29 protein-coding genes, 1 tRNA gene and 1 pseudogene are annotated in these 22645 nt (G+C 65.3%); 18 read left to right on the top strand and 13 right to left on the bottom strand.

Annotation, left to right across the window (positions count from 1 at the left end; genetic code table 11):
• Positions 1 to 34: 34 nt before the first annotated feature.
• Positions 35 to 187: a hypothetical protein gene (locus tag ABEJ63_RS05525; RefSeq protein ID WP_375795355.1), complete on the bottom strand. Its 153-nt coding sequence runs from the start codon at positions 185 to 187 to the stop codon at positions 35 to 37.
• A gap of 82 nt (positions 188 to 269) precedes the next feature.
• On the opposite strand from ABEJ63_RS05525, the gene ABEJ63_RS05520 reads away from it, so the two are divergent.
• A complete protein-coding gene (locus ABEJ63_RS05520; protein ID WP_375795354.1) occupies positions 270 to 566 on the top strand; it encodes a transcriptional regulator in 297 nt (98 codons plus the stop codon).
• 139 nt (positions 567 to 705) lie between these two features.
• Here the strand turns inward: ABEJ63_RS05520 and ABEJ63_RS05515 are convergent, their stop codons facing one another.
• Complete coding sequence (locus ABEJ63_RS05515) at positions 706 to 1524, bottom strand: DUF63 family protein (RefSeq protein WP_375795353.1); 819 nt, start codon at positions 1522 to 1524, stop codon at positions 706 to 708.
• A 98-nt stretch (positions 1525 to 1622) separates the two neighbouring features.
• Between ABEJ63_RS05515 and ABEJ63_RS05510 the strand changes: the two genes are divergently transcribed.
• The 5 genes from ABEJ63_RS05510 (at position 1623) to ABEJ63_RS05490 (ending at position 6200) form a co-directional block, all read left to right on the top strand.
• Complete coding sequence (locus ABEJ63_RS05510; RefSeq protein ID WP_375795352.1) at positions 1623 to 2009, top strand: hypothetical protein; 387 nt, start codon at positions 1623 to 1625, stop codon at positions 2007 to 2009.
• A gap of 229 nt (positions 2010 to 2238) precedes the next feature.
• Positions 2239 to 2880, top strand: a complete 642-nt coding sequence (deoC, locus tag ABEJ63_RS05505; RefSeq protein WP_375795351.1) for a deoxyribose-phosphate aldolase — start codon at positions 2239 to 2241, stop codon at positions 2878 to 2880.
• Positions 2881 to 2931: 51 nt separating this feature from the next.
• Positions 2932 to 4206, top strand: coding sequence for a tRNA (N(6)-L-threonylcarbamoyladenosine(37)-C(2))-methylthiotransferase (locus ABEJ63_RS05500; protein ID WP_375795350.1), 1275 nt, complete (start codon positions 2932 to 2934; stop codon positions 4204 to 4206).
• Between the two features lie 78 nt (positions 4207 to 4284).
• Positions 4285 to 5205, top strand: a complete 921-nt coding sequence (locus tag ABEJ63_RS05495; protein ID WP_375795349.1) for an acetamidase/formamidase family protein — start codon at positions 4285 to 4287, stop codon at positions 5203 to 5205.
• A gap of 41 nt (positions 5206 to 5246) precedes the next feature.
• Complete coding sequence (locus tag ABEJ63_RS05490; protein ID WP_375795348.1) at positions 5247 to 6200, top strand: acetamidase/formamidase family protein; 954 nt, start codon at positions 5247 to 5249, stop codon at positions 6198 to 6200.
• On the opposite strand, the gene ABEJ63_RS05485 is transcribed toward ABEJ63_RS05490, so the two are convergent.
• Positions 6197 to 7105, bottom strand: a complete 909-nt coding sequence (locus tag ABEJ63_RS05485) for a cation diffusion facilitator family transporter (RefSeq protein ID WP_375795347.1) — start codon at positions 7103 to 7105, stop codon at positions 6197 to 6199. The two genes, ABEJ63_RS05490 and ABEJ63_RS05485, sit on opposite strands and share 4 nt — an antisense overlap.
• Positions 7106 to 7191: 86 nt before the next feature.
• Here ABEJ63_RS05485 and ABEJ63_RS05480 point away from each other — a divergent pair, with 86 nt between their 5' ends.
• Positions 7192 to 7566: a 30S ribosomal protein S8e gene (locus ABEJ63_RS05480; RefSeq protein WP_375795346.1), complete on the top strand. Its 375-nt coding sequence runs from the start codon at positions 7192 to 7194 to the stop codon at positions 7564 to 7566.
• Here the strand turns inward: ABEJ63_RS05480 and ABEJ63_RS05475 are convergent, their stop codons facing one another.
• On the bottom strand, positions 7567 to 8562 hold the full coding sequence (locus ABEJ63_RS05475; RefSeq protein ID WP_375795345.1) for a PhoU domain-containing protein: 996 nt from the start codon (positions 8560 to 8562) through the stop codon (positions 7567 to 7569).
• 243 nt (positions 8563 to 8805) lie between these two features.
• On the opposite strand from ABEJ63_RS05475, the gene phoU reads away from it, so the two are divergent.
• Positions 8806 to 9486, top strand: coding sequence for a phosphate signaling complex protein PhoU (gene phoU / locus ABEJ63_RS05470; RefSeq protein ID WP_375795344.1), 681 nt, complete (start codon positions 8806 to 8808; stop codon positions 9484 to 9486).
• Here phoU and ABEJ63_RS05465 read toward each other — a convergent pair.
• Positions 9480 to 9836, bottom strand: coding sequence for a hypothetical protein (locus tag ABEJ63_RS05465; protein WP_375795343.1), 357 nt, complete (start codon positions 9834 to 9836; stop codon positions 9480 to 9482). The genes phoU and ABEJ63_RS05465 overlap by 7 nt on opposite strands.
• The gene (locus ABEJ63_RS05460) at positions 9820 to 11007 is read right to left on the bottom strand and encodes an NAD-binding protein (RefSeq protein WP_375795342.1); all 1188 of its coding nucleotides are present in this window, start codon (positions 11005 to 11007) and stop codon (positions 9820 to 9822) included. Before ABEJ63_RS05460 ends, ABEJ63_RS05465 begins: the two co-directional genes overlap by 17 nt.
• Before the next feature lie 72 nt (positions 11008 to 11079).
• On the opposite strand from ABEJ63_RS05460, the pseudogene ABEJ63_RS05455 reads away from it, so the two are divergent.
• The 5 genes and pseudogenes from ABEJ63_RS05455 (at position 11080) to ABEJ63_RS05435 (ending at position 14531) form a co-directional block, all read left to right on the top strand.
• Positions 11080 to 12283 (top strand): annotated as a pseudogene (locus tag ABEJ63_RS05455) (potassium channel family protein).
• Positions 12283 to 13452, top strand: coding sequence for a TrkA C-terminal domain-containing protein (locus tag ABEJ63_RS05450; RefSeq protein WP_375795341.1), 1170 nt, complete (start codon positions 12283 to 12285; stop codon positions 13450 to 13452). Before ABEJ63_RS05455 ends, ABEJ63_RS05450 begins: the two are co-directional and overlap by 1 nt.
• A gap of 23 nt (positions 13453 to 13475) precedes the next feature.
• The gene (locus ABEJ63_RS05445) at positions 13476 to 13817 is read left to right on the top strand and encodes a ferredoxin (RefSeq protein ID WP_375795340.1); all 342 of its coding nucleotides are present in this window, start codon (positions 13476 to 13478) and stop codon (positions 13815 to 13817) included.
• Between the two features lie 66 nt (positions 13818 to 13883).
• Positions 13884 to 13968 (top strand) — tRNA-Leu (locus tag ABEJ63_RS05440).
• Between the two features lie 56 nt (positions 13969 to 14024).
• Positions 14025 to 14531: a DUF5813 family protein gene (locus ABEJ63_RS05435; RefSeq protein ID WP_375795339.1), complete on the top strand. Its 507-nt coding sequence runs from the start codon at positions 14025 to 14027 to the stop codon at positions 14529 to 14531.
• Between the two features lie 9 nt (positions 14532 to 14540).
• Here ABEJ63_RS05435 and ABEJ63_RS05430 read toward each other — a convergent pair whose 3' ends face one another.
• Together ABEJ63_RS05430 and ABEJ63_RS05425 are read right to left on the bottom strand one after the other, a co-directional pair.
• Positions 14541 to 14774 (bottom strand): Lrp/AsnC family transcriptional regulator, encoded by a 234-nt coding sequence (locus tag ABEJ63_RS05430; RefSeq protein WP_375795338.1) that lies wholly within the window; start codon positions 14772 to 14774, stop codon positions 14541 to 14543.
• Positions 14771 to 15460, bottom strand: a complete 690-nt coding sequence (locus ABEJ63_RS05425) for a potassium channel family protein (RefSeq protein WP_375795337.1) — start codon at positions 15458 to 15460, stop codon at positions 14771 to 14773. Before ABEJ63_RS05425 ends, ABEJ63_RS05430 begins: the two co-directional genes overlap by 4 nt.
• Before the next feature lie 81 nt (positions 15461 to 15541).
• Here ABEJ63_RS05425 and ABEJ63_RS05420 point away from each other — a divergent pair, with 81 nt between their 5' ends.
• Positions 15542 to 15772, top strand: coding sequence for an Lrp/AsnC ligand binding domain-containing protein (locus tag ABEJ63_RS05420; RefSeq protein WP_375795336.1), 231 nt, complete (start codon positions 15542 to 15544; stop codon positions 15770 to 15772).
• Here the strand turns inward: ABEJ63_RS05420 and ABEJ63_RS05415 are convergent, their stop codons facing one another.
• Complete coding sequence (locus tag ABEJ63_RS05415) at positions 15773 to 16816, bottom strand: thiamine pyrophosphate-dependent enzyme (RefSeq protein WP_375795335.1); 1044 nt, start codon at positions 16814 to 16816, stop codon at positions 15773 to 15775.
• 43 nt (positions 16817 to 16859) lie between these two features.
• A complete protein-coding gene (locus ABEJ63_RS05410; protein WP_375795334.1) occupies positions 16860 to 17054 on the bottom strand; it encodes a hypothetical protein in 195 nt (64 codons plus the stop codon).
• Between the two features lie 83 nt (positions 17055 to 17137).
• On the opposite strand from ABEJ63_RS05410, the gene ABEJ63_RS05405 reads away from it, so the two are divergent.
• Genes ABEJ63_RS05405 through ABEJ63_RS05395 form a run of 3 tightly spaced genes read left to right on the top strand, consistent with a single transcriptional unit; the run spans position 17138 to position 19228 of the window.
• Complete coding sequence (locus tag ABEJ63_RS05405) at positions 17138 to 17977, top strand: ZIP family metal transporter (protein WP_375795333.1); 840 nt, start codon at positions 17138 to 17140, stop codon at positions 17975 to 17977.
• Positions 17978 to 18025: 48 nt separating this feature from the next.
• On the top strand, positions 18026 to 18760 hold the full coding sequence (locus tag ABEJ63_RS05400; RefSeq protein WP_375795332.1) for a hypothetical protein: 735 nt from the start codon (positions 18026 to 18028) through the stop codon (positions 18758 to 18760).
• 24 nt (positions 18761 to 18784) lie between these two features.
• Positions 18785 to 19228, top strand: coding sequence for an acyl-CoA thioesterase (locus ABEJ63_RS05395; RefSeq protein ID WP_375795331.1), 444 nt, complete (start codon positions 18785 to 18787; stop codon positions 19226 to 19228).
• Position 19229: 1 nt separating this feature from the next.
• On the opposite strand, the gene ABEJ63_RS05390 is transcribed toward ABEJ63_RS05395, so the two are convergent.
• The 3 genes from ABEJ63_RS05390 to ABEJ63_RS05380 all read right to left on the bottom strand — a co-directional run bounded on the left by ABEJ63_RS05390 (position 19230) and on the right by ABEJ63_RS05380 (position 20669).
• A complete protein-coding gene (locus ABEJ63_RS05390) occupies positions 19230 to 19841 on the bottom strand; it encodes a translation initiation factor IF-2 subunit beta (protein WP_375795330.1) in 612 nt (203 codons plus the stop codon).
• A 47-nt stretch (positions 19842 to 19888) separates the two neighbouring features.
• Complete coding sequence (locus tag ABEJ63_RS05385) at positions 19889 to 20350, bottom strand: hypothetical protein (RefSeq protein WP_375795329.1); 462 nt, start codon at positions 20348 to 20350, stop codon at positions 19889 to 19891.
• 124 nt (positions 20351 to 20474) lie between these two features.
• The gene (locus ABEJ63_RS05380) at positions 20475 to 20669 is read right to left on the bottom strand and encodes a cold-shock protein (RefSeq protein ID WP_375795328.1); all 195 of its coding nucleotides are present in this window, start codon (positions 20667 to 20669) and stop codon (positions 20475 to 20477) included.
• Between the two features lie 157 nt (positions 20670 to 20826).
• Here ABEJ63_RS05380 and ABEJ63_RS05375 point away from each other — a divergent pair, with 157 nt between their 5' ends.
• A complete protein-coding gene (locus ABEJ63_RS05375) occupies positions 20827 to 22335 on the top strand; it encodes a hypothetical protein (RefSeq protein ID WP_375795327.1) in 1509 nt (502 codons plus the stop codon).
• Positions 22336 to 22645 lie beyond the last annotated feature (310 nt).

The following is a 22645-nucleotide window of genomic DNA, read 5'->3' as shown; positions in this document are numbered from 1 at the left end:
GGAGAAAGCCTCGTGCTTTACCGCGGGGAGGAAGTCAAACCTCTATCTCTTCGACAGGGCCGCCGCAGTAAGGACACGAGAACGCGTCGACGCCCGTGTCGTCGGGCATGTCGTACGTGAAGTGGAGCCCAGCCATGTCGAACTCGCAGTCGTCATCGGTACAGACGACCTCCATCGTCTTTGGCATACGTGCGGGTAGACACCCCCCGGCCTTCAACATCCCGGCTCTCGGGCAGAAGACGTATTTTGGTTGGCGGAGAAACCGCGGTATGCAGAACCGGGACCGGACGACCCGGGAGCGCATCGCGGACTACCTACGGACAGAGACCGCTGAGGCCGGCACTCTTGCGAACGAGTTTGGCGTGACGACGGCCGATGCGCTGGCCCATGTGAAACATATTGCTCGGTCGCTTGACGGTACCGACGAGCAACTGCTTGCGGCCCCGCCGGAGTGTCGCGCCTGTGGCTTCTCCGCATTCGACGACCCTGCCAATCGCCCCTCGCGGTGTCCCGAGTGCAAAAGCGAGAGTCTCACCGAGCCGGCGTTCACCATCGAGCCGACATAATCAGGAGTCGGCCAGTGGCGCCTCGACTGCTGCCCACGCCGGCGGCGCCACGCGTGCCGCTGTCTCCGCGGCGAGCGCGCGCCGTAGGCTGTCGCGACCGCCAGCCTCCAATCCCCTCGTCATCGTGGGGCCGGGCTCGTTACGCGACAGCGAACAGAACGAGGTTGTGCGCGCCCGGGCCGAGGCCAACAGCGGCCACGAGCCCGAGATACAGCGCCGCCTCCGACGGGTCCTCGCGAACGTAGCCGCGGAAGGCGAAAAGCACCCCCGTCGCGACGACGAGTTTTACGAAGACGAACAGCCATGCCTCGCCGAACAGTGCCGCGGGTGGGAGGCCGGCGCCGGCCTCGATGAGCACTGCCGATAGCGGCGTCTGCTCGCCGAAGCCGAGGTGGATGCCGACGGCGGTGGAGATGGCGTCGAGTGTGTGCCCGAACACGACAAGCAATCCCGGCCATCCTGTGACGGCCACCCGGTCGCGGGCCGCCAGCCAGACACCGCCGGCGACTACCACCGACACCAGCAGGCCCGCTAACGGCCATCCGGGTGTCAGTGAGTCGCGGGCGAGCGCGACACCGATCGCCGCTGCCAGCAGGGCGGTCGCCACACCGCCGCCCGACAGTGCCAGCGTGCCCGGTACGGAGGGCAGTTGCCATCGGTCGGCCGGTCGGTCCGCGACGACCAGCCACACGGCTCCGGCGCCGGTGAACGTGGTGGCGTAGACGATGGGGTTGCCAAACAGCGGCGCGAGGGCGCTCGGGATGGCCTCGACCTGGTAGAGCGCATATCCGGTCGCCCCGGCGACCATCCATGGCGCAAACCCGGCGACGACCAGTGACGTGACCGGCGGCCGGCGGCGATAGAGTGTTCCCCCGACCGCGGCAACCCCGAGCAGGACCGCCGCGAGGTACGGCAGCGGCGGGAGTGCGGCTCCGGTCGGAAGCAGTTGCGCGAACACGTCCCTCCCGGCGGGTGGTACGGGTGAAAGCGTTGTGGACCCGCTCCATCCGGGCCGCGAGTCGAACGGCCTATGGCCGGTCGCCACAAATCTTGTACGTGTCCGCGGAACCACAGTACAGTCCAGGTGTCTGCAATATTGGTCCTGCCGAGCGACAGCAACGCTACCGGTACGCGGCCGCCTCCATCGTCGCCGCCGTCGTCTATGCCGGGACGGTCGTCTTCGCTGATGCGCCGCCCGTACTTCTGATCGGGCTGGCCGTCCCCGTCGCCCTTGCGACCGAGTGGCTCCTGCAGGCGCGGCGGTCCTTTTGCGCGACGCTCGCGTTGGCGGGTCGGTACGCCTTTGACGGCGCAACCGGCCAGGTTGAGACTCCGGCTAATCGCCGCGTCGACCAAGTGACGGCGGTCAGGTTCGTCGCCGTCGGTATTGTGGCGGGCCTGTTTGCGGCTGGCCTCGCCTACTGGCTGGCCGTCTCTGTCTGATTCCCTGGGTTGCCCTACAGCCCGGCAATCTGGCTCTCGCGGGTCTACGTCACGGGCGCGCCAGTCCCGTCGATTGTGATGGCTGTCTCGCCGCGCGCCTTCGTCGTCAGTCGCTCCTTGGCAGCATCTCCTCAGAGTTGGTTGTAGCTCGAACAATCCGGGCCCGAGTCAAGCGTGCGATGACAGTGATAGCCGGGGGCTTTTCGTCCCTGCGGCGCCCTCTGCAGGTATGGACCGTGCCACCCTCGCGCCACGCATCGACCACACTGTGCTGGGGCCGGCGACGACCCCCGGCGACGTTGAGGGCGTGCTCGACCAGGCGAGCGCTAACGGGATGAATGCCTGTGTCCCGCCGTGTTACGTCGCCGCAGCGAGTGCGCACGCGCCGGATGTCACCCTTGCAACTGTGGTTGGCTTCCCGCACGGCCAACACGCTCCTGAGACGAAGGCAGGAGAGGCCGAACGGGCCTGGGAGGCGGGCGCGGACGAACTTGACGTCGTCATCAACGTAGGGCGGCTTCGAGCCGGCGAGGACCAGGCCGTTCGTGAGGAGCTGGCCGATCTCGTTGCGTGTGTCCCGGTGCCGGTGAAGGTCATTATCGAGGCGCCGCTGCTCTCGGAGGCCGAGACCCACCGCGCCTGCGAGGCGGCGGTTGAGGCCGGGGCGGCGATGGTAAAGACGGCGACGGGGTTCGCCGACGGCGGTGCAACCGTCGCCGACGTTCGGCTCATGAGCGACTACCTGCCGGTGAAAGCGTCGGGTGGAATCGGTGACTACGAGACGGCAGTGGCGATGCTCGAGGCGGGCGCCGAGCGCATCGGCGCGAGCTCCGGGGTCGCTATCTTAGACGGAGCGCCGACGAGCGAGTGAGCTGGCGGGCGGTTCCGTCGCGCTTTTCCGCTCGCGGCCGCTTTCATGTGTATGGCCCGCTACCATATCGAGACGTACGGCTGCACCTCGAACCGCGGCGAGAGCCGCGCCATCGAGCGGCGGCTCCGCGACGCGGGCCACCGCCGCGTCCCTCTCGAATCGGCGGATGTGGCGATACTCAACACCTGTACTGTCGTCGAGAAGACCGAACGGAACATGCGCCGGCGGGCCGAGGAATTAGAGACGGCCGTCGACGACCTCGTCGTCACTGGCTGCATGGCGTTGGCCCAAGGGGAGCAATTCAGTGATATTGACGCTCAGGTAGTCGGCTGGGAGGATGTTCCCGCGGCCGTCACCAATGGCGAGTGTCCGACGACAACGCCCGATGCCGAGCCGGTGCTGGACGGTGTCGTCGGTATCTTGCCAATCGCCCGCGGCTGTATGTCCAACTGCTCGTACTGCATCACGAAGCACGCTACTGGCCGCATCGACTCACCGTCCGTTGCCGAGAACGTCCGCAAGGCGGAGGCGCTGGTCCACGCGGGTGCCAAGGAGATTCGTGTCACCGGTCAAGATACAGGCGTCTACGGTTGGGACACCGGCGAGCGGAAGTTGCCGGAGTTGCTCGACCGCATCTGCGACATTGATGGGGAGTTTCGCGTCCGGCTAGGGATGGCCAACCCCGGCGGTGTCCACGGTATCCGTCACGAGCTCGCGGACGTGTTCGCCGCCAACGAGAAGCTCTACAACTTCATCCACCTGCCAGTACAATCGGGCAGCGACGACGTGCTCGCAGACATGCGCCGCCAGCACCGCGTCGAGAAATTCCGCGAGTGTGTTGCGGCGTTCGACGACCGTCTCGACCACTGGACGCTGTCGACGGACTTCATCGTCGGGTTCCCCACCGAGACGGATGTTGACCACGAGCGGTCGATGGAGCTGTTGCGCGAGGTGCGCCCCGAGAAGGTGAACGTCACCCGATTCTCGAAGCGGCCAAACACTGACGCCGCAGAGATGAAGGGACTTGGCGGCCAGACGAAGAAGGACCGCTCAAAGGCGATGAGCGCACTAAAGATGGATATCGTCAGCGAGGCTCACGAAGAGCTGGTCGGGACACGCCGAGAGGTCCTCGTCGTTGAGCCGGGGACGGGCGACTCGATGAAGTGTCGCGACTCCGCCTACCGACAAATCATCGTTCAGAACGCGAGCGAGCATGGCATTGAGCCGGGTGAGTTCCTCGAGGTCGAGGTGACGAGCGGTGAGCGGGTGTATGCATTTGCTGAGCCAGTTGTGACCCCCGACGCAGGTCCCGTTGCAGCCGACTGATAGCGAGCGGAAACTCATGCCTGTCTGGGATGGCAAGAGTAACGACCGACCTTTGGTGTGGGCGCCGTTTTCTCCGACGTGGCCGACCATCGCCTCTCCCGCGCTTCCGAGCATCTCCACTATGACTGGAATCGCGACCGCGAACCCGTACTCCGGGTGGCGCCCGGCGAAACGGTTGCGGTCGCCTGTCGCGACGCTGCTGACGGTCAACTACCACGCGGTGCGACTGTCGCCGACGTTGAGGCGGTCGACGCACCCGGGCATGCGCTGACCGGTCCCATTCACGTCACCGGAGCCGAGCCGGGCGACACGCTCGCGGTCGACGTGCTGAGCGTTGAACACGAAGGCGTCGGCTGGACGTACGTCTACCCCGGCGAAGCCGATGTAGGGTTGCTTCCTGAGGAATTTCCCGACGGCGCCGTCTACACATGGGACCTTGAGGGGGATGTCGGCCACTTCGTGAACGGCATCGAGGTGCCACTGGCTCCGTTCCCAGGCGTCCTTGGAGTCACACCCGCCGAGCCAGGGCCGCACTCGACGACGCCGCCCCGACGGGTCGGCGGCAACCTTGACGTGAAACATCTTACTCCGGGGGCGACGCTGTATCTCCCTGTTGAGGTGGCGGGCGCACTGTTCTCAACAGGCGATCTCCACGCGGCACAGGGTGACGGGGAGGTATGCATCACGGCCATCGAGATGCCTGGTACGGTTCGGCTCCGCCTCCGGTTGGCAGACCGGGATGTCGATGGCCCGCGACTGGATCCAGCGGGTCCGTACGCGCCACCGGGGTCGGACCCAACGGCAGTGACGGGGCTAGGGGCGGACGTGAACGAGGCGACCCGCGAGGCGGTTCGTGGGATGATTGCCCGACTCGTCGACGGAGGGCTCACGCGCCAGCAGGCGTACATGCTCTGCTCGGTGGCGGTCGATCTGAAGGTGAGCGAGGTCGTCAACGACACCGTCGCGGTGACGGCCTACACCGGCGTCGGGCCCGCCTGAGTGGGCGGGAGCTATTTGCCCCCGTGTGCCGTGGGTCGGATATGGCAGGCTACTCTGTCGACCACCACCTCAGCGACCGTGAGGCGAACATCCACCGCAGCTTCGACAACAGTCTTGATCCCGTGCTCAGCGTTGAGCAGGGTGACGTGGTCCGGTTCGAGTGTCGCGACGCTGTCGATGGTCAACTCGATCTTCAGTCGACGGCCGAGGACGTGACAGATGTGAGCTTCGACCCGGTCCATCCGCTGACCGGGCCGGTTCATGTCGAGGGAGCCGAACCGGGCGATGTGCTTGAGGTGGAACTGCTTGACCTCCAGCACAAAGGCTGGGGGTACAACGTGTTCATGCCCGGCGAGATGGGACTGGGGCTGCTTCCAGAGGAGTTCCCCGACCCCGGCATCCACGTCTGGGATCTTGAGGGCGATGTCGGCCACTTCGTGAACGGAATCGAGGTGCCGCTGGATCCGTTCCCGGGCGTCATCGGTGTCGCTCCCGGAGAAGACGGTGCACACGACACCCTCCCACCATATGACACGGGAGGCAACATGGACGTAAAGCACCTCACCGAGGGGTCGACGCTGTACCTCCCGGTAAAAAACGAGGGTGCGCTGTTCTCAACGGGCGACTGTCACGCTGCGCAAGGTGACGGTGAGGTCTGCGTGACTGGTATCGAGGCAGAGATGTTCGTCACCGCGCGGTTCAACGTGCGCTCGGACATGGACATCCACCAGCCGCAGTTCGAGACAGACGGTCCGTTCACGCCCACCGGCGCCGACGAGCGCATGTACGGCACTACTGGCATCGATTCGGACCTGATGGAGGCGACGAAGAAGGCCGTGAAGCACATGATACAGCACCTCAATGAAGAGCGGGGGCTCACCCGAGCCGAGGCGTACATCCTCTGTTCGGCCATTGTCGACCTGAAAATCAACGAGGTGGTCGACGCGCCCAATTGGACAGTGTCGGCGTACCTGCCCGAGAGCATCTTCCCTTAGCGGGCGAGCCGCTCCGTCTCGTCGTCGCGTTTCCATTCGCCCAGTTCCTTTGGATCGACGTGGACGAACACATCGTCGACCTCCGGGAGCGCACGGATGGACTCGACGACGGCTGTTTCGATGTCGTGAGCTTCTGCAAGGCTTGTTGTCCCTTCAACCTCGATGTGCAGCGAGACGTCGATTTCTGGTCCGACATAGTGGGCGACGACATCGTGAGCGCCCTCCACGTCCGGGTGGGCGAGTGCACGCCGGAGGATAGCGGTCCGCAGCTCCTCAGGCGGAGCACCGCCGACGAGGTAAGTGAGGTTATCTCGGACCACTTCGACGCCAGTGTAAACGACGGCGGCTGACACTGCCAGCGCGGCCAGCGGGTCGAGCAGGGGAATCCCTGCCTGTGCTCCAAGGACGCCCGCGAGCGCGGCCCCGGCCGCGAGAATATCGTTGCGGTTGTCGAGTGCGGTCGCCCGTAGCGCCGGTGAGTTGCGCTGTTCAGCGGCCCTGAGAACAACCCGATAGAGACCGAACTTGACGACCGCACCGCCCGCGAGCACGAGCCCGGCAACCGGGCCGCGGGCGACCACGACGGGGCCCGACAGCAGAGTCGTAACAGCGTTGTACGCCACCGCGCCGCCTGCAAGGAAGATGCCGGCCGCTACCGCCAGTCCAATGAACGGCTCGATGCGTTCGTGGCCATGGGGATGTTCGCGGTCCGGCGGACGGGTCGTCAGGTAGAGGCCGACGAGCACCACCGCCGAGTAGGCGGCATCAGCAAGGCTGTTGGCTGCCTCCGAGCCAACCGCGAGGCTGCCGGTTGCGCGCCAGACGACAGCCTTCGCGGCAAACAGTCCGAGGTTGGCCACGAAGACGAGCAGGCCGACCCGTCGGAGTGCCTGCCGTCGTGACATGGCCGCGCTTGGACGCTACTCGGCATAGGCGTGTCGCCCAGCCCGCGAGTCGAACGATTCAAGTCTCCGAGTAGCGACCGTCTTGTATGAAGGACCACGGCCGTTCCTCAACGAAACGAACTGGCGGACGACGCCGCGCTAACCGCGGGAAGCGAAAGCACGAACTCGGCGACTCGCCGACGGAGACACGTGTCGGCGACCGGAAGCTGAAATTCGTTGACGCCCGCGGCGGCAACCAGAAGGTGCGAGCCATTCGCTCCGATGTCGCAAGCGTCGCCACCGGCGACGGTGAGACGGTCCAGGCAGAGATCGAGAACGTTGCGGAAAACGAGTCGAACCCCAACTACGTCCGTCGGAACATCATCACCAAGGGCGCCGTCATCGAGACAAGCGAAGGGCGGGCCCGCGTCACCTCTCGGCCCGGCCAAGACGGCCAGATAAACGCCGTTCTACTCGAGTAATCAGGGACGCGGCGCCGCCTTCTGGAGCGCCGTCTCGGCGATATTGCCGCCGTAGTCGCCGGCCCGTGACAGTGAGTCGACGACCAGCCCTAGCAGCTGTGCCTCCTGTGGCTCCAGTTCAAGCAGATGAGCATCCGTCTCGCGGACTCGCTCGTCGACGGCGTCGACAGACGCGCGGGCATCGTTGGCGAGGCCAGTCGCCTCGTCGGGCTCTTCCGACAGCATCGCGTTCATTGCCTGCTCGATGACGCTCACCGCTGCTTCGTGTAGTCGACGGATGTCATCGGCGATGGCCTCTGGTGGGGCCGACAGTTCCTGAGCGTTTTCAGCAATCTTCGAGGCGTGGTCGGCGACCCGCTCCAGTTGCCTGGCACACGAGTGGTAGTCGAAGGCTGTTTCGCGGTCAAGGTCGACTTCGGCGGCTGTTGACGGGTCCCGGAGCACCGATCGGAACACCCGCGAAACCATGTAATAGAGTCGGTTCACATCGTTGTCGCGCTGGATGACATCGGCCGCGAGATCGTCGTCGTCCTCGACCAATGCCGACACTGCGTCGGCGAGCATCGTCGTCGCGACGAGCCGCATCCGGGTGACAGCATTGTGGACCGACAACTCTGAGGAGTCGAGCAAGTCTTGGAGTTTTACGTGCTCGCTCGTCTCGCTGATGACCTCTAAACCGACGAGTCCACCGGCGGCGTCCCGAATGGTGCGTCGCTGGTCGGCGGTGATGCGGGGTGTTTCTAGCGTGATGACATCGAAGCCACTGACGTACATCGTCATCACCGCGCGGGTGAGTCCGTCGCCCTCAAGCCCGGTGATGTCTAACGTCCCTTCCACCTTCTCATCGCCGCGTTGCGGTGTCAGCAGAAGGGCGTCCTCTTCCGGGTGGAACTCCACGACGCTACCGCCGCTGACGCCGTTCTCGGTTGCCCACTCTTTTGGCAGACTCACGGTGTACGTCGAGCCACCGGTCACCTGCACCTTGCGCGTCTCCATGAGCCGGATGTCGACACTCTGGGAATATAAAGACTGTCATAGGTATATATTTCAATGCTCAGATAGAGAGGTGTGGTCAGATAGCTGCCTATGCGGCCGCTTTGCGCCAGATGTACCAATCGATTAGTAGGTCCCACTGCCGTCAGTCAGTATCCTAGTTCCGGTGGGGTCCCCGTATCTATATATATCTCTAGAGTGCGCTCCACCCAAAATTACTTTCCGCGTCACCGCGCCGTACTGTGTATGCCACGCACCGGCTACCAGGAGCAGCTTGAGGAGCTTCGCGAGGATGTCCTCTACATGAGCGAAGTAGTGCTCGACCGGCTCCGGATCGGGCTGTCGGCGCTTGAGGAGAAGGACGAGGACCTCGCGTGGGAAGTTATCGAGGGCGACGACGAGGTAAATGAGCTGTATCTGGAGCTGGAGGGCGACTGTATCGACCTGTTGAGCCTCCAGCAACCGGTAGCCGGTGACCTCCGGTTCATCGCTGCCTCGTTCAAGATTATCACCGATCTCGAACGGATCGGCGACCTGGCGACGAACCTCGGCGACTACACGCTTGACGCTGAACGGGACCGCTATCCGGACGTTGACATCCAGGCGATTGGTGACGCAGTTATCGAGATGGTTGAGGACGCGATGGCCGCCTACGCCGCGAGCGACGCTGTCCAGCCGTTTGAGATTGCTGAGCGCGATGAGGAAATCGACGCGATGTGTGAGCGGGCCTCTACCACCGTCGTGCGCGATCTCATCGAGACGGAGTTCGACACCGATGCCACCGATACCGAGATTGAGGATCTCATGGCAGATGTCTCACGGTTCTTGCTCACCGTCCGAGACCTCGAGCGGGTCGGCGACCATGCCGTTAATATTGCCGGGCGTACTCTCTACATGGTCGAATCTGACGACGAACTTATCTACTGACGACGATATTCCTTGACGATACGTTCGGCTCGCTCCTCGTCGGTTACCGGCTCGCGCAGCGTCCGTTCATCTGTCTCGACGACAAGCAGTCGCTCGCCCGACCGCAGCCACAGCGCTAGCCCGACGGGAGTCGCGAGAAACAGCCCGGCCGCGACCGGTGCGACCGTTAGGAAGTCGACGCCGGCGCCAACTGCGGCCGTCGGGACGAGAACGGCTAGTAGTAGCGCCGCCAGCCCCGCAATTAGTGGGCGGGTGTCGCGACCGCCCGAGACGATCCGTGCGCTCTGTATTGTCGCTGGGTCGACTGTGGTATCGTTGACGACAAGCGGCTCCTCACTTGGCGACGTCATCCTCTGGTACCTCCATGATGCGGTCCGCAATAGACTCAACGTCGCCGGCGCCCATGGCGCTTTGTGCGAGCAGGTGACCGCCGATGACGCTCGGTGAAATGACGGTGTCTGCGCCCGCCCGCCGGAGCTTCGCAACGTTCTCGCGGTCGGTGGCGGCCGCGACGATGTCGAGTCCGGGGTTGAGTTCGCGGGCCGTGAGCACGGCCATCGCGTCCTGTGCGTCGTTGTCGGTGGCGGCGACGAGCGCGCGGGCGCGATTGACACCAACTCGGCGCAGTGGCTCCTCGTCGGAGGGGTCGGCGACGATGAACTCGATGTCTCGCTCGCGCAACCGGCCCGCTCGCTCCTGCGAGCGGGTGACGACGACAGACGGCCTGTTGGCCGCCGCCAGTTCCTCGATTATCGGTTCGGTGAGGTCCGATACCCCGACCACAATGACGTGGTCCTCTAGCAGGTCGAGTGTTGAGTCGTTCATGGTTCCGAGCGCTTGTGCGAGTCGTGCCTCGATTGCCGGCGTCAGCAGTGTCCCCAGCGCCACACCGAAGCTGGCGACGCCTAATAGCAGGACCGACATGGTGAACAGTCGGGCTGTCTGTGTCGTCGGGGTTACATCGCCATAGCCAACCGTTGACGCGGTAACGAGCGTGAAGTAGAAGGCATCCGTCACGGTTGCGACGTTGGCGAACTCCTCGCGGAGCACGTACGCGCCGATGGTACCGTACGCCTGTGCACCGACGATAGCCGCAAGCGACGCCAACTGCGTCGTCGACAGCGACAGCCCGCGATCGAATGCGCGGTAGTTCCCGAGCACCGTCGGTAGCGACAGCAGCGACAGGACAATCAGCGGTAGCGAGTAGGCGCTCGACTGTGCAAGCCCCTGTAGGGCCGTGACGGGCAGCAGGAGAACGGTGAGTCCCCACGCGATCCGGACGCGCCGTCGCAGGCCGTAGACAGCCATGAGCATCAGAAAGCCAGTGAGTGCGCCGGTAAAGCCGGCAGTCCGCTCGACCACAGCGGGGATGTATGGTGACAGCGGGCCGACGACACTGGTCGCACCAATGTTGATGATGCCGGTGACGACCGAGAGAACGGCCACGAGCGTGGGAAGCCATACGGCCGCCCGGAGGCCAAGAACCTGCGCCAGCCGTCGTCGTTGGCCCCGGTCACTCATGTGCGGAGTCGACTCCGTGCGCGAGCATAAACCGTCCGGTGGTCGTATATCCCTGCCCGCATTTCCGGAGATATGGCACCGCTTCCAGTCGAGGTGGTTCTCGGCATCTATCTTGGCGTGCTCACGGGTATTCTGCCGGCGGCCGTCGCGTGGGCGATGGGGTTTCTCTTCAAGTATCTCACCGGCGTCACCATCCCTGGGTTCGGTGTGGTCGTGATGGCGCTGGCGCTGGCAGGCGTCAACGGCGGATTACTCGCACTCACCGACGAATCCATTACCCAGGCCGCGACGGGGCCTGTCGTCGTTACCGCCATCATTGTCGTGCTGATGCTGTCGCTATACGCCCACGCCAAAGGCGACCAGATGGGCGCGGCGTTCCCCCGGCGGCTGTCGCTGCAGGCGCTCCGTGAGCGCACCCTCTCATCGGATGTCGCTGAGTTCGTCGGCGGCCGGAGCCAGGCGACGGTTGCTGTCGTCGGTGAGGTGGCCGACATGGAGGGGTACCCGCCGCTCCCTGCGGAACTTCGTGAGGATATCAAGAGCGGCGAGTGGCGTTTCCCTGCCGACCTGTCGGTGGGTGAATTAGAGTCACGGTTCGCCGAGCGACTCCGCACGGAGTTCGAACTCACGGATGTCTCGGTCACGCTGGACGAGCGCGCCCGCGCCACCGTCGCGGCTGCACCGCCGCTCTCAGGGCTTTCCAAGCGCGTTCCAGACGGCCATCGGGCCGTCTCCGTAGAAACGCTCGTCCCGACCGGAGTGGCGCGCGGAGATCTTGTCCGGGTCAGGACCGCCGACGGGGACGTGAAGGGGACTGTCGTCAGCGCTCGCTCAGGCGGGGGCGCGCCGGCCGCCACCGACGGCGGGACAACCGATGCACCGCCTGCCTCGGCCGTGGCGGCCACGATAACCGGCGGCGACGGCCGAGTGACTGTCGCCGTGCCTCGCGCTGAGGCGGGGACGCTGCTTGCGGCCGGACGGGGCCGTGTGGTCGTACAATCGCGGGGAATTCGCCGCGAGTACGAACTCGTCTCGTTGCTGCGCCGGGCTGGCAAGCGGTTCCGTAAGCTGACTGTCGCCGAGGGGAGTTCCCTTGTCGGCGCAACTATCGGCGGGGCGTCGCTGCGGGCCGACCACGGTGTTGGGGTGCTCGCGATGCGCCGCTCCGACGGCTGGACCATCGCCCCCCGCGGGGCGACGGAACTGGCGGCTGGCGACGAACTGTTTGCCGTCGGGTCGCGGGACGCTCAATGCCTTTGCGGAGGTGACTGGCTGATGCAGCTCGAGGGGGCCACGCTAGCCCGGCTCGCCGGCAACCTGTTCACCATCGTCGGCCTTGCCCTCTTGGCTGGCCTGCTGGCGGCTGTGCTGGGGCTTATCCACCGCTGGTACGCCCGATCGACGATTCCGGGTGGGCTTGCCGTCCTCACCGGACTCACTGGTGTCGTCCTCGTATTGAACGTCGATACTGCGCTCGGCACACTCATCGCGACGCCCGGTGGAGACGCCGGCCAGCCAGGGACTGTCCTCACGGGCGCGTCGGTCGCGGTGAACACTGTGACCATCGCAGCCGGCGGCGTCGCCGCAGCCGCGGGCGGCCGACTCGGCGACCAGGTGGGAGAGTCAATCCTCACGCTCACTGGGTCGGGTACCGTCGATATCGACGTCTCAGGGCTCGTTGAGGCCGTCGACCGGGTCATTACTGTTGACCTCCCCGACGAGGTGGCCGACATGGACGGCTACGACCCAGTACCGCCGACTGTCAAGACGTCGTTGTCGGGTGCCACTCTCGTGTTTCCCCGGCGTCTCACTATCGACGAACTCCATGACCGGTTGGTCGAGCGTCTGCGCGACGACTACGGCGTCGGCCATGTGGATGTGATCGTCGCCGCTGACGGAACCGTCGAGTACCTCGCGGTCGGTTCTCGCGAATCAGGGCTTGGCCCGACGCTCCCGCCCGAGACGTGTGCCGTCGCTGTGCGTGCCGACCCGGCGCTGGCGACCAGCGCTGGTGATCTCGTCCAGGTGTTCAGGGACGGGGCCAATGGTCCAGAGCGGGTCGCCGCGGGCGAACTCCGGGCCACGGTCGGCGATGTCGTGACGTTGGCCGTCGACGCCGCAGACGCCGATGCGTTCGACCCGGAAACGCGTTACCGGCTCGTGACGCTGCCGGTCGAACCCCGGTCGGACCGGGAGTTTGCATCGTTGCTGCGTGCGGCCGATGAGACGATGGGCGTGCTGACCGTCGCGACTGAAAGCCCGCTCGTCGGCTCGCCCATCGGCGCCATCGACGCGGCCATCGTCGCGGTGCGAGACGCCGAGGGACTGGTGCCTCTCCCGTCCCGCGACCGGGTTGTGGCCCCGGGCGATACGTTGTATGTCATCGCGACGCCGAGCAGGCTCCGCCGGCTGGACGCCGGCATTGGGCGAGCCGACAGCGACTAATCCCGTCAGCGCTACTTTCTCGTATGACCGACGATCCCGTCGACCCGAGCGAGATCGGCGAGCGCGACGCCCCGCCTGTTGAGGAGGCGCCGTACAAGATAATCTTCGAGGCGAACAAGTGCATCGCGGCCGGCAAGTGCGCCGAGGTGTCGGATAACTGGGAGATGGATATTAGAACCGGTATCGCTGAGCCGCAGGCCTACTTTTTCGACGAGGCCGACCTCGCCCACAATGTCCGGGCTGCGGAGGTGTGTCCCGCCAAGAAAGATCGGGGTGTTATTCATGTTGTCGACCGGCGGACGAACGAGGAGATCGCCCCTGATCCGGAGGGAGACGGCACACTGTCGGTCGACTGGGAGACGTAGCCTCTGGTCGGTGTGTACTCGTCCGACCGTAACGGCTTTTCTCCGGGGCGTCTGACTCCTGTCTGTGCGGGGATGGCCGAGTCTGGCCAAAGGCGGCGGACTTAAGATCCGCTCTCGTAGGAGTTCGTGGGTTCGAATCCCTCTCCCCGCACTCTCCGCTATCGGCGCCCGAGCCGCTTTTCCCCGCCCATCTCCTCTCCATTCGTGATGACAATTCCCGACAGCGCCGAGCGGGCTTTCGGCACACACGAGGCCTTTGAGCGCGATGAGGAGGGTGACGGCTACCTGCTGACAACCACTGTCTTCGAGACACGGGTGATTGCCGCCGAAACGGACGGGTGGGCGAACCGCTATACGCTGACAGTCCGGACACCGATGCTATCGACGGCAGTCGACGGCGAGGTCGGGCCGGACTTAGAGTCGGGGTGGTTCGATACCCTCCGCCGCCGTCTCGAAGACGCTCCGGGCGCGGTCCGCGAAGACGTCGAACTCTCGGCGTTCGAGCTGCGACAGGAGGGCCCCGACGCTGTGGCGGAGTTCAGCTTCGAATGGGGGAACGCTGACCGGGCGCCCCACATCGCCAAAGCGTTCGCCGAGTACGCCGAAGGCACCTACGTTGAGGGGATTATTCCCGGGTTCGACTACGGGGAGCCTGTCGACAGTCTCCTTTCGACGGCAAGTCAAGGTGATGAGCGCTCCGGGACCCCGCTGTAGTGTGGCGGTCTAATCCATCGCGATATACGTGTGTGTGTCCTCGACCCCCTCTAGAGTTCGGACCTTCGAGGCGGCGATGTCGCGGACATCGTCCGGTCCCTCGACGGCCACTTTTGCGATGAAGTCGACATCGCCAGCGACGATATCGACGTCGACGACCCCCTCGATGCCGGCGATTGCCTCTCGGAGCCGGTCAGCGTCGCCGGTGTGGGCCTTCACCGTGACGTAGGCGGTGACAGTCACGTGGCTCCCCCCGCGACAGCTGCCGGCTCGTCGCCGCCGACGATAATCTGCCGCACCTCTGAGAGATGCTCATAGTCCGCGAGCACGACCACCCGGTCGCCGGCTGCGAGCGAGTAGTCCTCGTCGGGGAGGCCGAAGGAGCCGTCCGCCTTCCCGAAGGCGAGCACTTGTGAGTCAGCCGGCAGTTCCAGTTCATCAAGGCTATAACCGCGCATCGGCGACGACTCCGTCACTGTCAACTCCGTAATCTGGAGATTCTGTGCGATGTCAGCGATAGCGCGAATCGACCCACCCAGCAGCGCATTCTTGGCAACGACAGCGCCCAGCCGCTCGGGATAGACAACCTCGTCAATGTCGCTGGCGTACTGCCGGACAGTATCTTCGTGGTACTCACGGGTGACCCGGAGGACGGTTCGGCAGCCGTGACCCTTTCCGATTGTACACGCGAGGATATTCGTCTCGAAGTCGCCAGTGAGTGCACCGACCGCATCGGCGCCCTCGACACCCGCCGCCACGAGTGTCGCCTTCTCGGCGCCGTCGCCCTCAATGACGTCGAACCCCTCGGAACGGAGTCGGTCGGCTTTCGTTGCGTCCGACTCGACGACGGTGACCTCGTGGCCCTCCTCGCGGAGCACACGTGCAGTCCGCAGCCCGACGCGGCCCGCACCCACGATAACAAATCGCATGCAGGTCCGTAAGACGAGGGGGAACAAATCAGTTACCCCCACAGGGGAAGGCTTTTTTCTCGACCCGGCGAACCGGCGTGTATGGTGAGAGCATATGTCATGATTGACGCAGGCGCCGGCGACGCGGCCGCGCTGCTGGACGGGGTACTCGCCGTCGATCGCGTCGAGGAGGCCCATGTCGTCGCCGGCGACTACGACATTATCGCCGAGGTGACTGCCGAAGAGGTGGGCGATGTAATGTCGACTGTTGCGACCACCATCCGCAACATCGAGGGAGTCACCGATACTCGCACCTACGTTTGTCTGGCGTAGCTACCGGTCGACGCCATCGATATCGTGTCGCTTGACGTGGTCGTGCAGCCACGCCCGCTGTTCCCGGGCGCGCGGCGTCGGCTCCGCGAACGTGTGCTCGAACACGGTGTTAGGGCCAGGATCAGGCGTCGACTCCGCGCGCTCGACAGCCGCCTCAAGTTCGCTGTCGGCCTCCGCCCGCAGCTCCGACCGCGCTGCGCCGTCTATTACCTTCTCGCGGACAAGGAACTCTTCGAATCGATCGAGCGGATCTCGGGTCCGCCAGTCAGGAAAGGAGGCCCGCTCCTCGTAGGCCTCTGGATCGTCGGCGGTCGTGTGCGGCCCTAGCCGGTAAGTGAGCGCCTCCACGAGGACAGGCTCGCCTGCCCGAACAGACGCGAGCGCCTCTTCAATTACTTCGTAGACTGCGAGCGGGTCCATCCCGTCGACTTGGACACCGTCGAACCCGTACGCGTCGGCCTTGACCGCGATGGAATCGGCGGCGGTCTGTCGCTCGCGGGGCAGCGAGATGGCCCAGCCGTTATTCTCACACAGGAACAGACAGGGAGCCTCGAAGACGCCGGCGAAGTTGCACGCTTCGTGGAAGTCTCCTTCGGAGGTAGCGCCGTCGCCAAAGTAAGCGACCGCCGCGCGGTCGCCGGACTCGCGGTCCAGCGCCATCGCTGCGCCTACTGCATGGGGGAGTTGGGTGGCGATTGGCACTGCTTGCGGGAAGTTCTCGACGTCGTGTCCGGAGACGTACTCGTGGTGGCCCCGCCGGAACCGTAGTATGTCTGCGGGGGGAACACCTCGGGTCAACTGCATCGCATTCGATCGATAGGTGGGAAAGAGTACGTCATCGTCGGCCATCACGGCGGCGGCGGCCACCTGCGTCGCTTCGCCGCCACGGAACGGCGGATACCCGGACATCCAGCCGCGTCGCTGGAGTGCGAGCGCCCGATCGTCGAACGCGCGGGCGCGGACCATCGCCGCGAACAGCTCGCGAGCGGTTGCCTCGTCGACAGATGACGCCGCCAGCGACACTTCGCCGATGACCCGGTGCATACGCGGCCGTCGCCCGGCAGGCAAAAGGCGGTTTCGCTCCGTACTACTCGACGACGACGGCCGCCGATCCACAGAAGAGACACGCGTCGCCGTGTCTGATGGCGACCAACTGGCGGCCACAGTCGAGGCAGTGACACAGCCGACGGTCGCCGGCCGCGAGCGCGGCAGCGATTGCGTCGGTCTGTGGCGGCACCGCCCGCACCGGCTGTCGGAGGTTTGGGACCTCGCTATCGTCCACACGTTGGCCTCGGCCGCCCTCATAAAGAGTGCACCGCCCGCGGCGACCGGAAGAGCCACCGTACCCCGTGGCGACCGCCCGGTATGTTCGCCGACCAGTTTGTTTCGCTCGTCGGGCCCGACCCGGTGGTACAGGCGCTCGTGGCCGGGCTCGTCATCGCGGGGCTCAACACATTGGGCGCGCTGGTCGTACTCGTCTGGCGGGCGCCAACCGAACGCGGGCTTGACACCGCGCTCGGCTTCGCGGCCGGCGTCATGCTGTCGGCGTCGTTCACCAGTCTCCTCCTGCCGGGTATCGACATCGCCTCAGCGCCTGACTACCCTGCGCTCGCTGTCGGCGAGTTCGCCCTTGTCGGCATCCTCCCGGTCTTGATCGGTTTCACCCTCGGCGTGGTCGCGCTCGACCTCGCAGATGCTTGGATGCCTGGCGTCCAGCAGGTCATCACCGGCCGCAAACTTGAGGACGAGGACGCTGGTATCTCCGCGGTACTGCTGTTTATCGTCGCTATCACGCTCCACAACATGCCAGAGGGACTCGCGGTTGGCGTCGGGTTCGGAAGTGGCGACGTTGGTGCGGGCCTCGCGCTGATGGTCGCCATCGGTCTCCAGAACGTGCCCGAAGGGCTGGCTGTCTCCGTCGCCGCTGTGAACGCTGGCCTTGGGTCACGATTCTATGCTGGCGTTGCGGGCATCCGCGCTGGCCTCGTTGAGATACCGCTCACCGTCTTCGGAGCAGCCGTCGTCGGAGTCGCTGCGCCTGTTGTGCCGTACGCGATGGGGTTCGCCGCCGGCGGCATGCTGTTCGTCATCTTTCACGAAATTGTCCCACAGACCCACAGCCGCGGACACGAACACGAGGCGACAGTCGGGCTGATGGTTGGATTGGTGGTGATGCTGACGCTCGATGTAGTGTTAGCGGCCTGAACCGGCGGGCGTGGCCGCGACCGGAAGCCGGCCAACCGCCCACCCCCAATGGTCACTGTGACCGAGGACGCCGACCACGCTGACCGTGCCGTGCGACTGCTCGGCTCTGAGCGCCACCGCGAGGTGGCTGACGCGTACACGCTGGCTGCCTATGGTACGTTTGCCGGGTCTGAGCGGTTCGGACGGACTCTGACCGACGACCGGACGAGTGCGGGCGACGGCCTGCGGTACCTTCTGCTCGCGGGAGTGTGTCTCCGGTTAGCCGGCGACCAGGCGGGCGCACGCAATCGTGCGCTCCAGGGAGTGCTCGTCGCCACGGACTACCGGCGCCGCGTGGATGGCATTGACGCCGCCGCCTGCCACGAGTGGGTCGGCCACCTCCGCGCACTCGTCGACGATGAAGAGGCCAGCGACGCCTACGACCGTGCGCTGGCCGGCTACGAGGCGGCTAACCCAGCGGATCCGGCAGGCGCGACGACCCGGCCGCTCTTGCAGGCGGGGACAGATCTGCTGACACAGCTGTCACGGCCAGACGATGCCGCGTGGGATGACATCCACGGCGACGGTTCGTCGGCGTTGACCCGGCGGGTTCGGTTCGCGCGAGCGCGGCTCCCTGAGTACGTTGCGGCCCGCGAGCGGGAAGGACACCTGCACGCGCCCCGCGGCTCAACGGAGTACAGCAACGACGGCTACCGGTGTCCGGAGTGTGGGGCGAGCGATATCAACCACGTTGCAGACACGGTACTGTGCCTACGGTGTGACGCAGCGACCAAGCGGGTCTAAGTGACCGGCCGCATACGCCCGGGTATGCCCACGCCGACGAGCACATACATCGAGAACCGCGACCAGATACAGCCTGGGATGACGAACAACTACGACACGGCCCACGGGGGCATTGTGATGAAGCTCATGGACGAGGTGGGGGCGCTGTCGGCAATGCGGTTCGCTGAGGAGACGTGCGTTACTGCCCGGGTCGACGGGCTTGACTTCACCCGCCCCGTCCCACGCGGCGAGACAGCCGTCGTTGAGGCGTGGGTGTACGATGCTGGCCGCACGAGCGTCCGTGTCAGAGTGACCGTCGACCGCGAGGATCCCCGGACGGGCGCTCGCGAGCAGACCTGCGAGTCGCGGTTTGTCTTCGTTGCGGTTGACGCTGACGGTGACCCCGTTCCGGTCCCAGATGTCGAGGTGGAGACAGACCAGGACCGTGAGCTCCGCGCTGCGGGGTTAGACGCGCCCGCAGAAAACTGAGCTAATCGACTCGCGTGGCGAACGCGAGATCGCCGCTAGTCCCATCGACGCGTGCGCGGACCGTCTGGCCCTCGCTTGCGCCAGTGACGAACACAGTGTACCGACCCCGGTTGGCAACACCGTCGCCCTTCCGGCCCGTTCCCGTTATTTCAAGCTCATAAGTGCCCCCCTCCTCGACGTCGGGCTGACGGCGCGTGGTGTTTGCCGTCCGCTTCTGGATGGGCCGAACTGCGCCACAGGCCGTACACCGGAGCTGTTCGATGCCATCTTCACTGCGAATGCGGGTATCCGGCAGGCCACACTCCGAGCAGGTGACGTACTCAGCGGTGTAGGCATCGATGGCCGATTCAAAATCAGCAAGCGAGAAGCTGCCCGAGTAGCGCCCGCGCCCGTTCTCGTACTCACCGTTCGTACCGAATTCTCGCTGAATGAACCGGTGGAGACTCTCTGGTTTCCGAGAGAGTGCATCAGCGATGCGCTCAAGATTAGTCAGCCGGGTGAACGAACCGTCTGTCTCTCCCTCGGGATCAGGGACGGTCAGCCGGGCGGCGGCATCGGTCGGGCCGTCGGGCATCGCCGACTGTGCCCGGTCGAGAAGTGCGTCGTAGTCCATACGGTGCTGAGGCGACCGGCGCGTAAACCTTCTCCGGCCTGGAGCCGTCAGCCGGCCTCTGCTCGGTCGGCGAGCTCCGACACTGTCTCCGCTGTGCGGATGTCCTCAAGCGTGCAGTACCACGCGCCGCGGACGCCGTTTTTGTCGTTTGCCACCGGCTGGTCGAGCGGAACGAGCTTGCCAAGTTCGAAGACGACCACTACCGACTCCTCGGAGAACGGGTCGATGAGCCGTTCCCAATCCTGCTCATCGAGCGGCCCTGGCTGGCTGCGCGTCTGTTCGATTCGGTCGGTCACGGGCGCGTAGTGAGTCACCGCCGAGACGGGTGCGGTCCGGTAGAAGGCCATATAGTCGAACGCGCGGCGGGTTCGCTCGTACGAGCGCGGTGCGGGATACACCCCGTCGCGACACCGCATGAACGTTTCCGACTGGGTCGCGACAACACAGACGCGAGCTCCGTCTGGGGCGTCGTCAGCGGGGGCGTCCGCAGCGAACCGATCGAGGTCCACATCCTCTGTTCAGGGTGGGGCGTCAATACGTTTCGCGGCCGCGGCAGTCTGGCGCAGCCGCTCCGGAGCGTTGCTTCGAAAGAATTGGAAAAGTTCGTGCCGCCGAAGGCGACAGAGTGTCGGTTTACGCGCGGACGAGGTTCGTCGCGCGCGGGCCCTTGTCGGCCTGCTCGATCTCGAACTCGACCTCAGTCCCCTCTTCGAGGTCCGGGCCGCCGACGTCCTCCATGTGGAAGAACACGTCCTCGTCAGAGTCGTCCGTCTCGATGAAACCGTAACCGCCAGTGTCGTTGAAGAAGTCAACCGTACCGTTTGCCATTGCAAATAGAGAGAGGCCGGAACAACGGATAAGGGTTGGCATTCGTTTGTCAAAGCCGGCTGTAGGTGGACGAATGCCCGGAGAAGGCCGGAAACGCCCGTGTGTCCGGGCTCTGGGCCCCGCCAGCCTTTTCGCCAAGCCGGGGCGATATCCACTAATGGCGACGCACCACGTCCCCAAGGGCGTCAGCCTCGACACCCTCCAAGAGATAATCGCCGGCTGGGCGACCGCAGGCGCTGCCGCAGAGCCGATATACACCACCGCCGTTGCCGACGAGACAGGTATCAGCGACGCAGTCGGTCGCCAGACGCGGTTTCTTGAGGATATCGGTGTCCTCGCTCCCGAAGGTCAGCGGCACCGGCTCACGGACGATGGCGAGTGCCTCGCGAGCGCGCTCGCGGCCGGCAACGAAGAGCGTGCACAGGCGCAGGCCCGTGAACTGTTATCTTCGTGGTCAGTCACGGAGACGGTGCGAGGTGTTGTCCGTGAGAACCCCACCGCCGAGGCACCGCTGGCCGCGATGGTTGCTGCGCTCGCAGGCCAAGACCCCGATGCGGACCGTGTGTGGCACGGCGTCACCACGCTCCTCGAACTGTATGAGTGGGCCGGTCTACTCGCGCGTGACGAAGAGGGTCACTATCGGCTGCCCGAAGCCGCCCGCGAGCGACGGGATATCGGCGCGGAGACCTCTGATTCTCCGACCGTCCCCCGCGATGAGCGTACCGACGGCTACCCCCCAACTGTCGAGGTGGAACTCGACGACGGTACCGCGCTCCGGGTCGACGCCGCGGGCGACGGCGTCGATATCTCGCTGGAGGGCGACGTCGAACTCGCGGACCTCGCGGTGCGCGGTTCCGACCCCGAGCAGCCAGACCGCCCGGCCGACATCCGCCCCGACGGCGGTGTCGACGCTCCGACTGACGATATCGAGGTTCGCGAGGAGGACGAGGCGCTGACCGTCGAAATCGGTGGTGAGCCGGAAATAACCATCTCCGTCGGCGACGGCAACTCGGTGGAGGAGCAGTCCACGGAGGAGGTTGCTATGGACGAATCAGCCGACGAAGCGCCGACCGATGAAGCGGCAGGCGACGAGCCGGAGCCCCCCGAAGCAGCGACCGAGGCGGAATCCACGGTCGAGGAAGAAACTGAAGCCGCCAAGGACATTGAGGAAGCCGGCGAGCCGCCCGAGACGGCCGCCGACGAAGGGACCGAAGCCGCCGAGGAGACGGCTACCGAGGAGACGGCTGCCGAGGAGATGCCGGTAGAAGAGACCGGCGACGAGGTCGATGTCGAGGCCGAATCGGAGCCAGACACGGATGCAGCGCCCGACGAGGAAGTGGCCGCGGACACCGACGAGCAGGCCGCAGGGGACGTTGAGGAGAAATCCCCGGCCTTGGACGAGCCGGGGTCTGAAGAATCCGAGGTGGCAGGAGACGACCAGCCGGCGGCAGGGGTCGCGGCTGCCGGCAACGCTGCGCCGCTCATCGAGGAGCTGTCGGCCGTCGTTGAGGACGCGCTGGTCGACACGGGTGCCTCGGACAAATCGGCGGCAGGCGGCCAAGAACATGCGGTATCGCTCGGCGTGGACATCGATGTCGACCCAGCAGAATTGGAGCGTATCGTCCGGGGCCTCCGGGCGGGGATAGCGAAGCAGGAGGGCGAGTGACTCGGAGCTGTCACGCCGGATGTCGGCCTCGGCACTCACAACTCGCGACTTATCCATAGTACATGGTTTCAGCGGTTTTGCAGGCGGTACGAGGCGAATGCCACGGGGCTTGACCCCGAGGCGGTTCACCAATGTTCGCGCTCTAAATGAGTTCATCCCGGAAATGCTGACGGCAGCCGTTCAGACGGGTCGCGTCACCGACGAGTCGGTTGCCGAGAGCTTAGGCCGTGTGTTCTCTGATCGCGAGCGTCGTAGGCTTTGGTAGCGACTCCTAATGAGAATAAGATCTGGTGGCCAGCCAGGAATCGGC

It is taken from the genome of Halosegnis sp., assembly GCF_042216475.1.
In the GTDB taxonomy this organism is placed as follows: domain Archaea; phylum Halobacteriota; class Halobacteria; order Halobacteriales; family Haloarculaceae; genus Halosegnis.
This window is presented reverse-complemented; position numbering and strand designations above follow the sequence as displayed.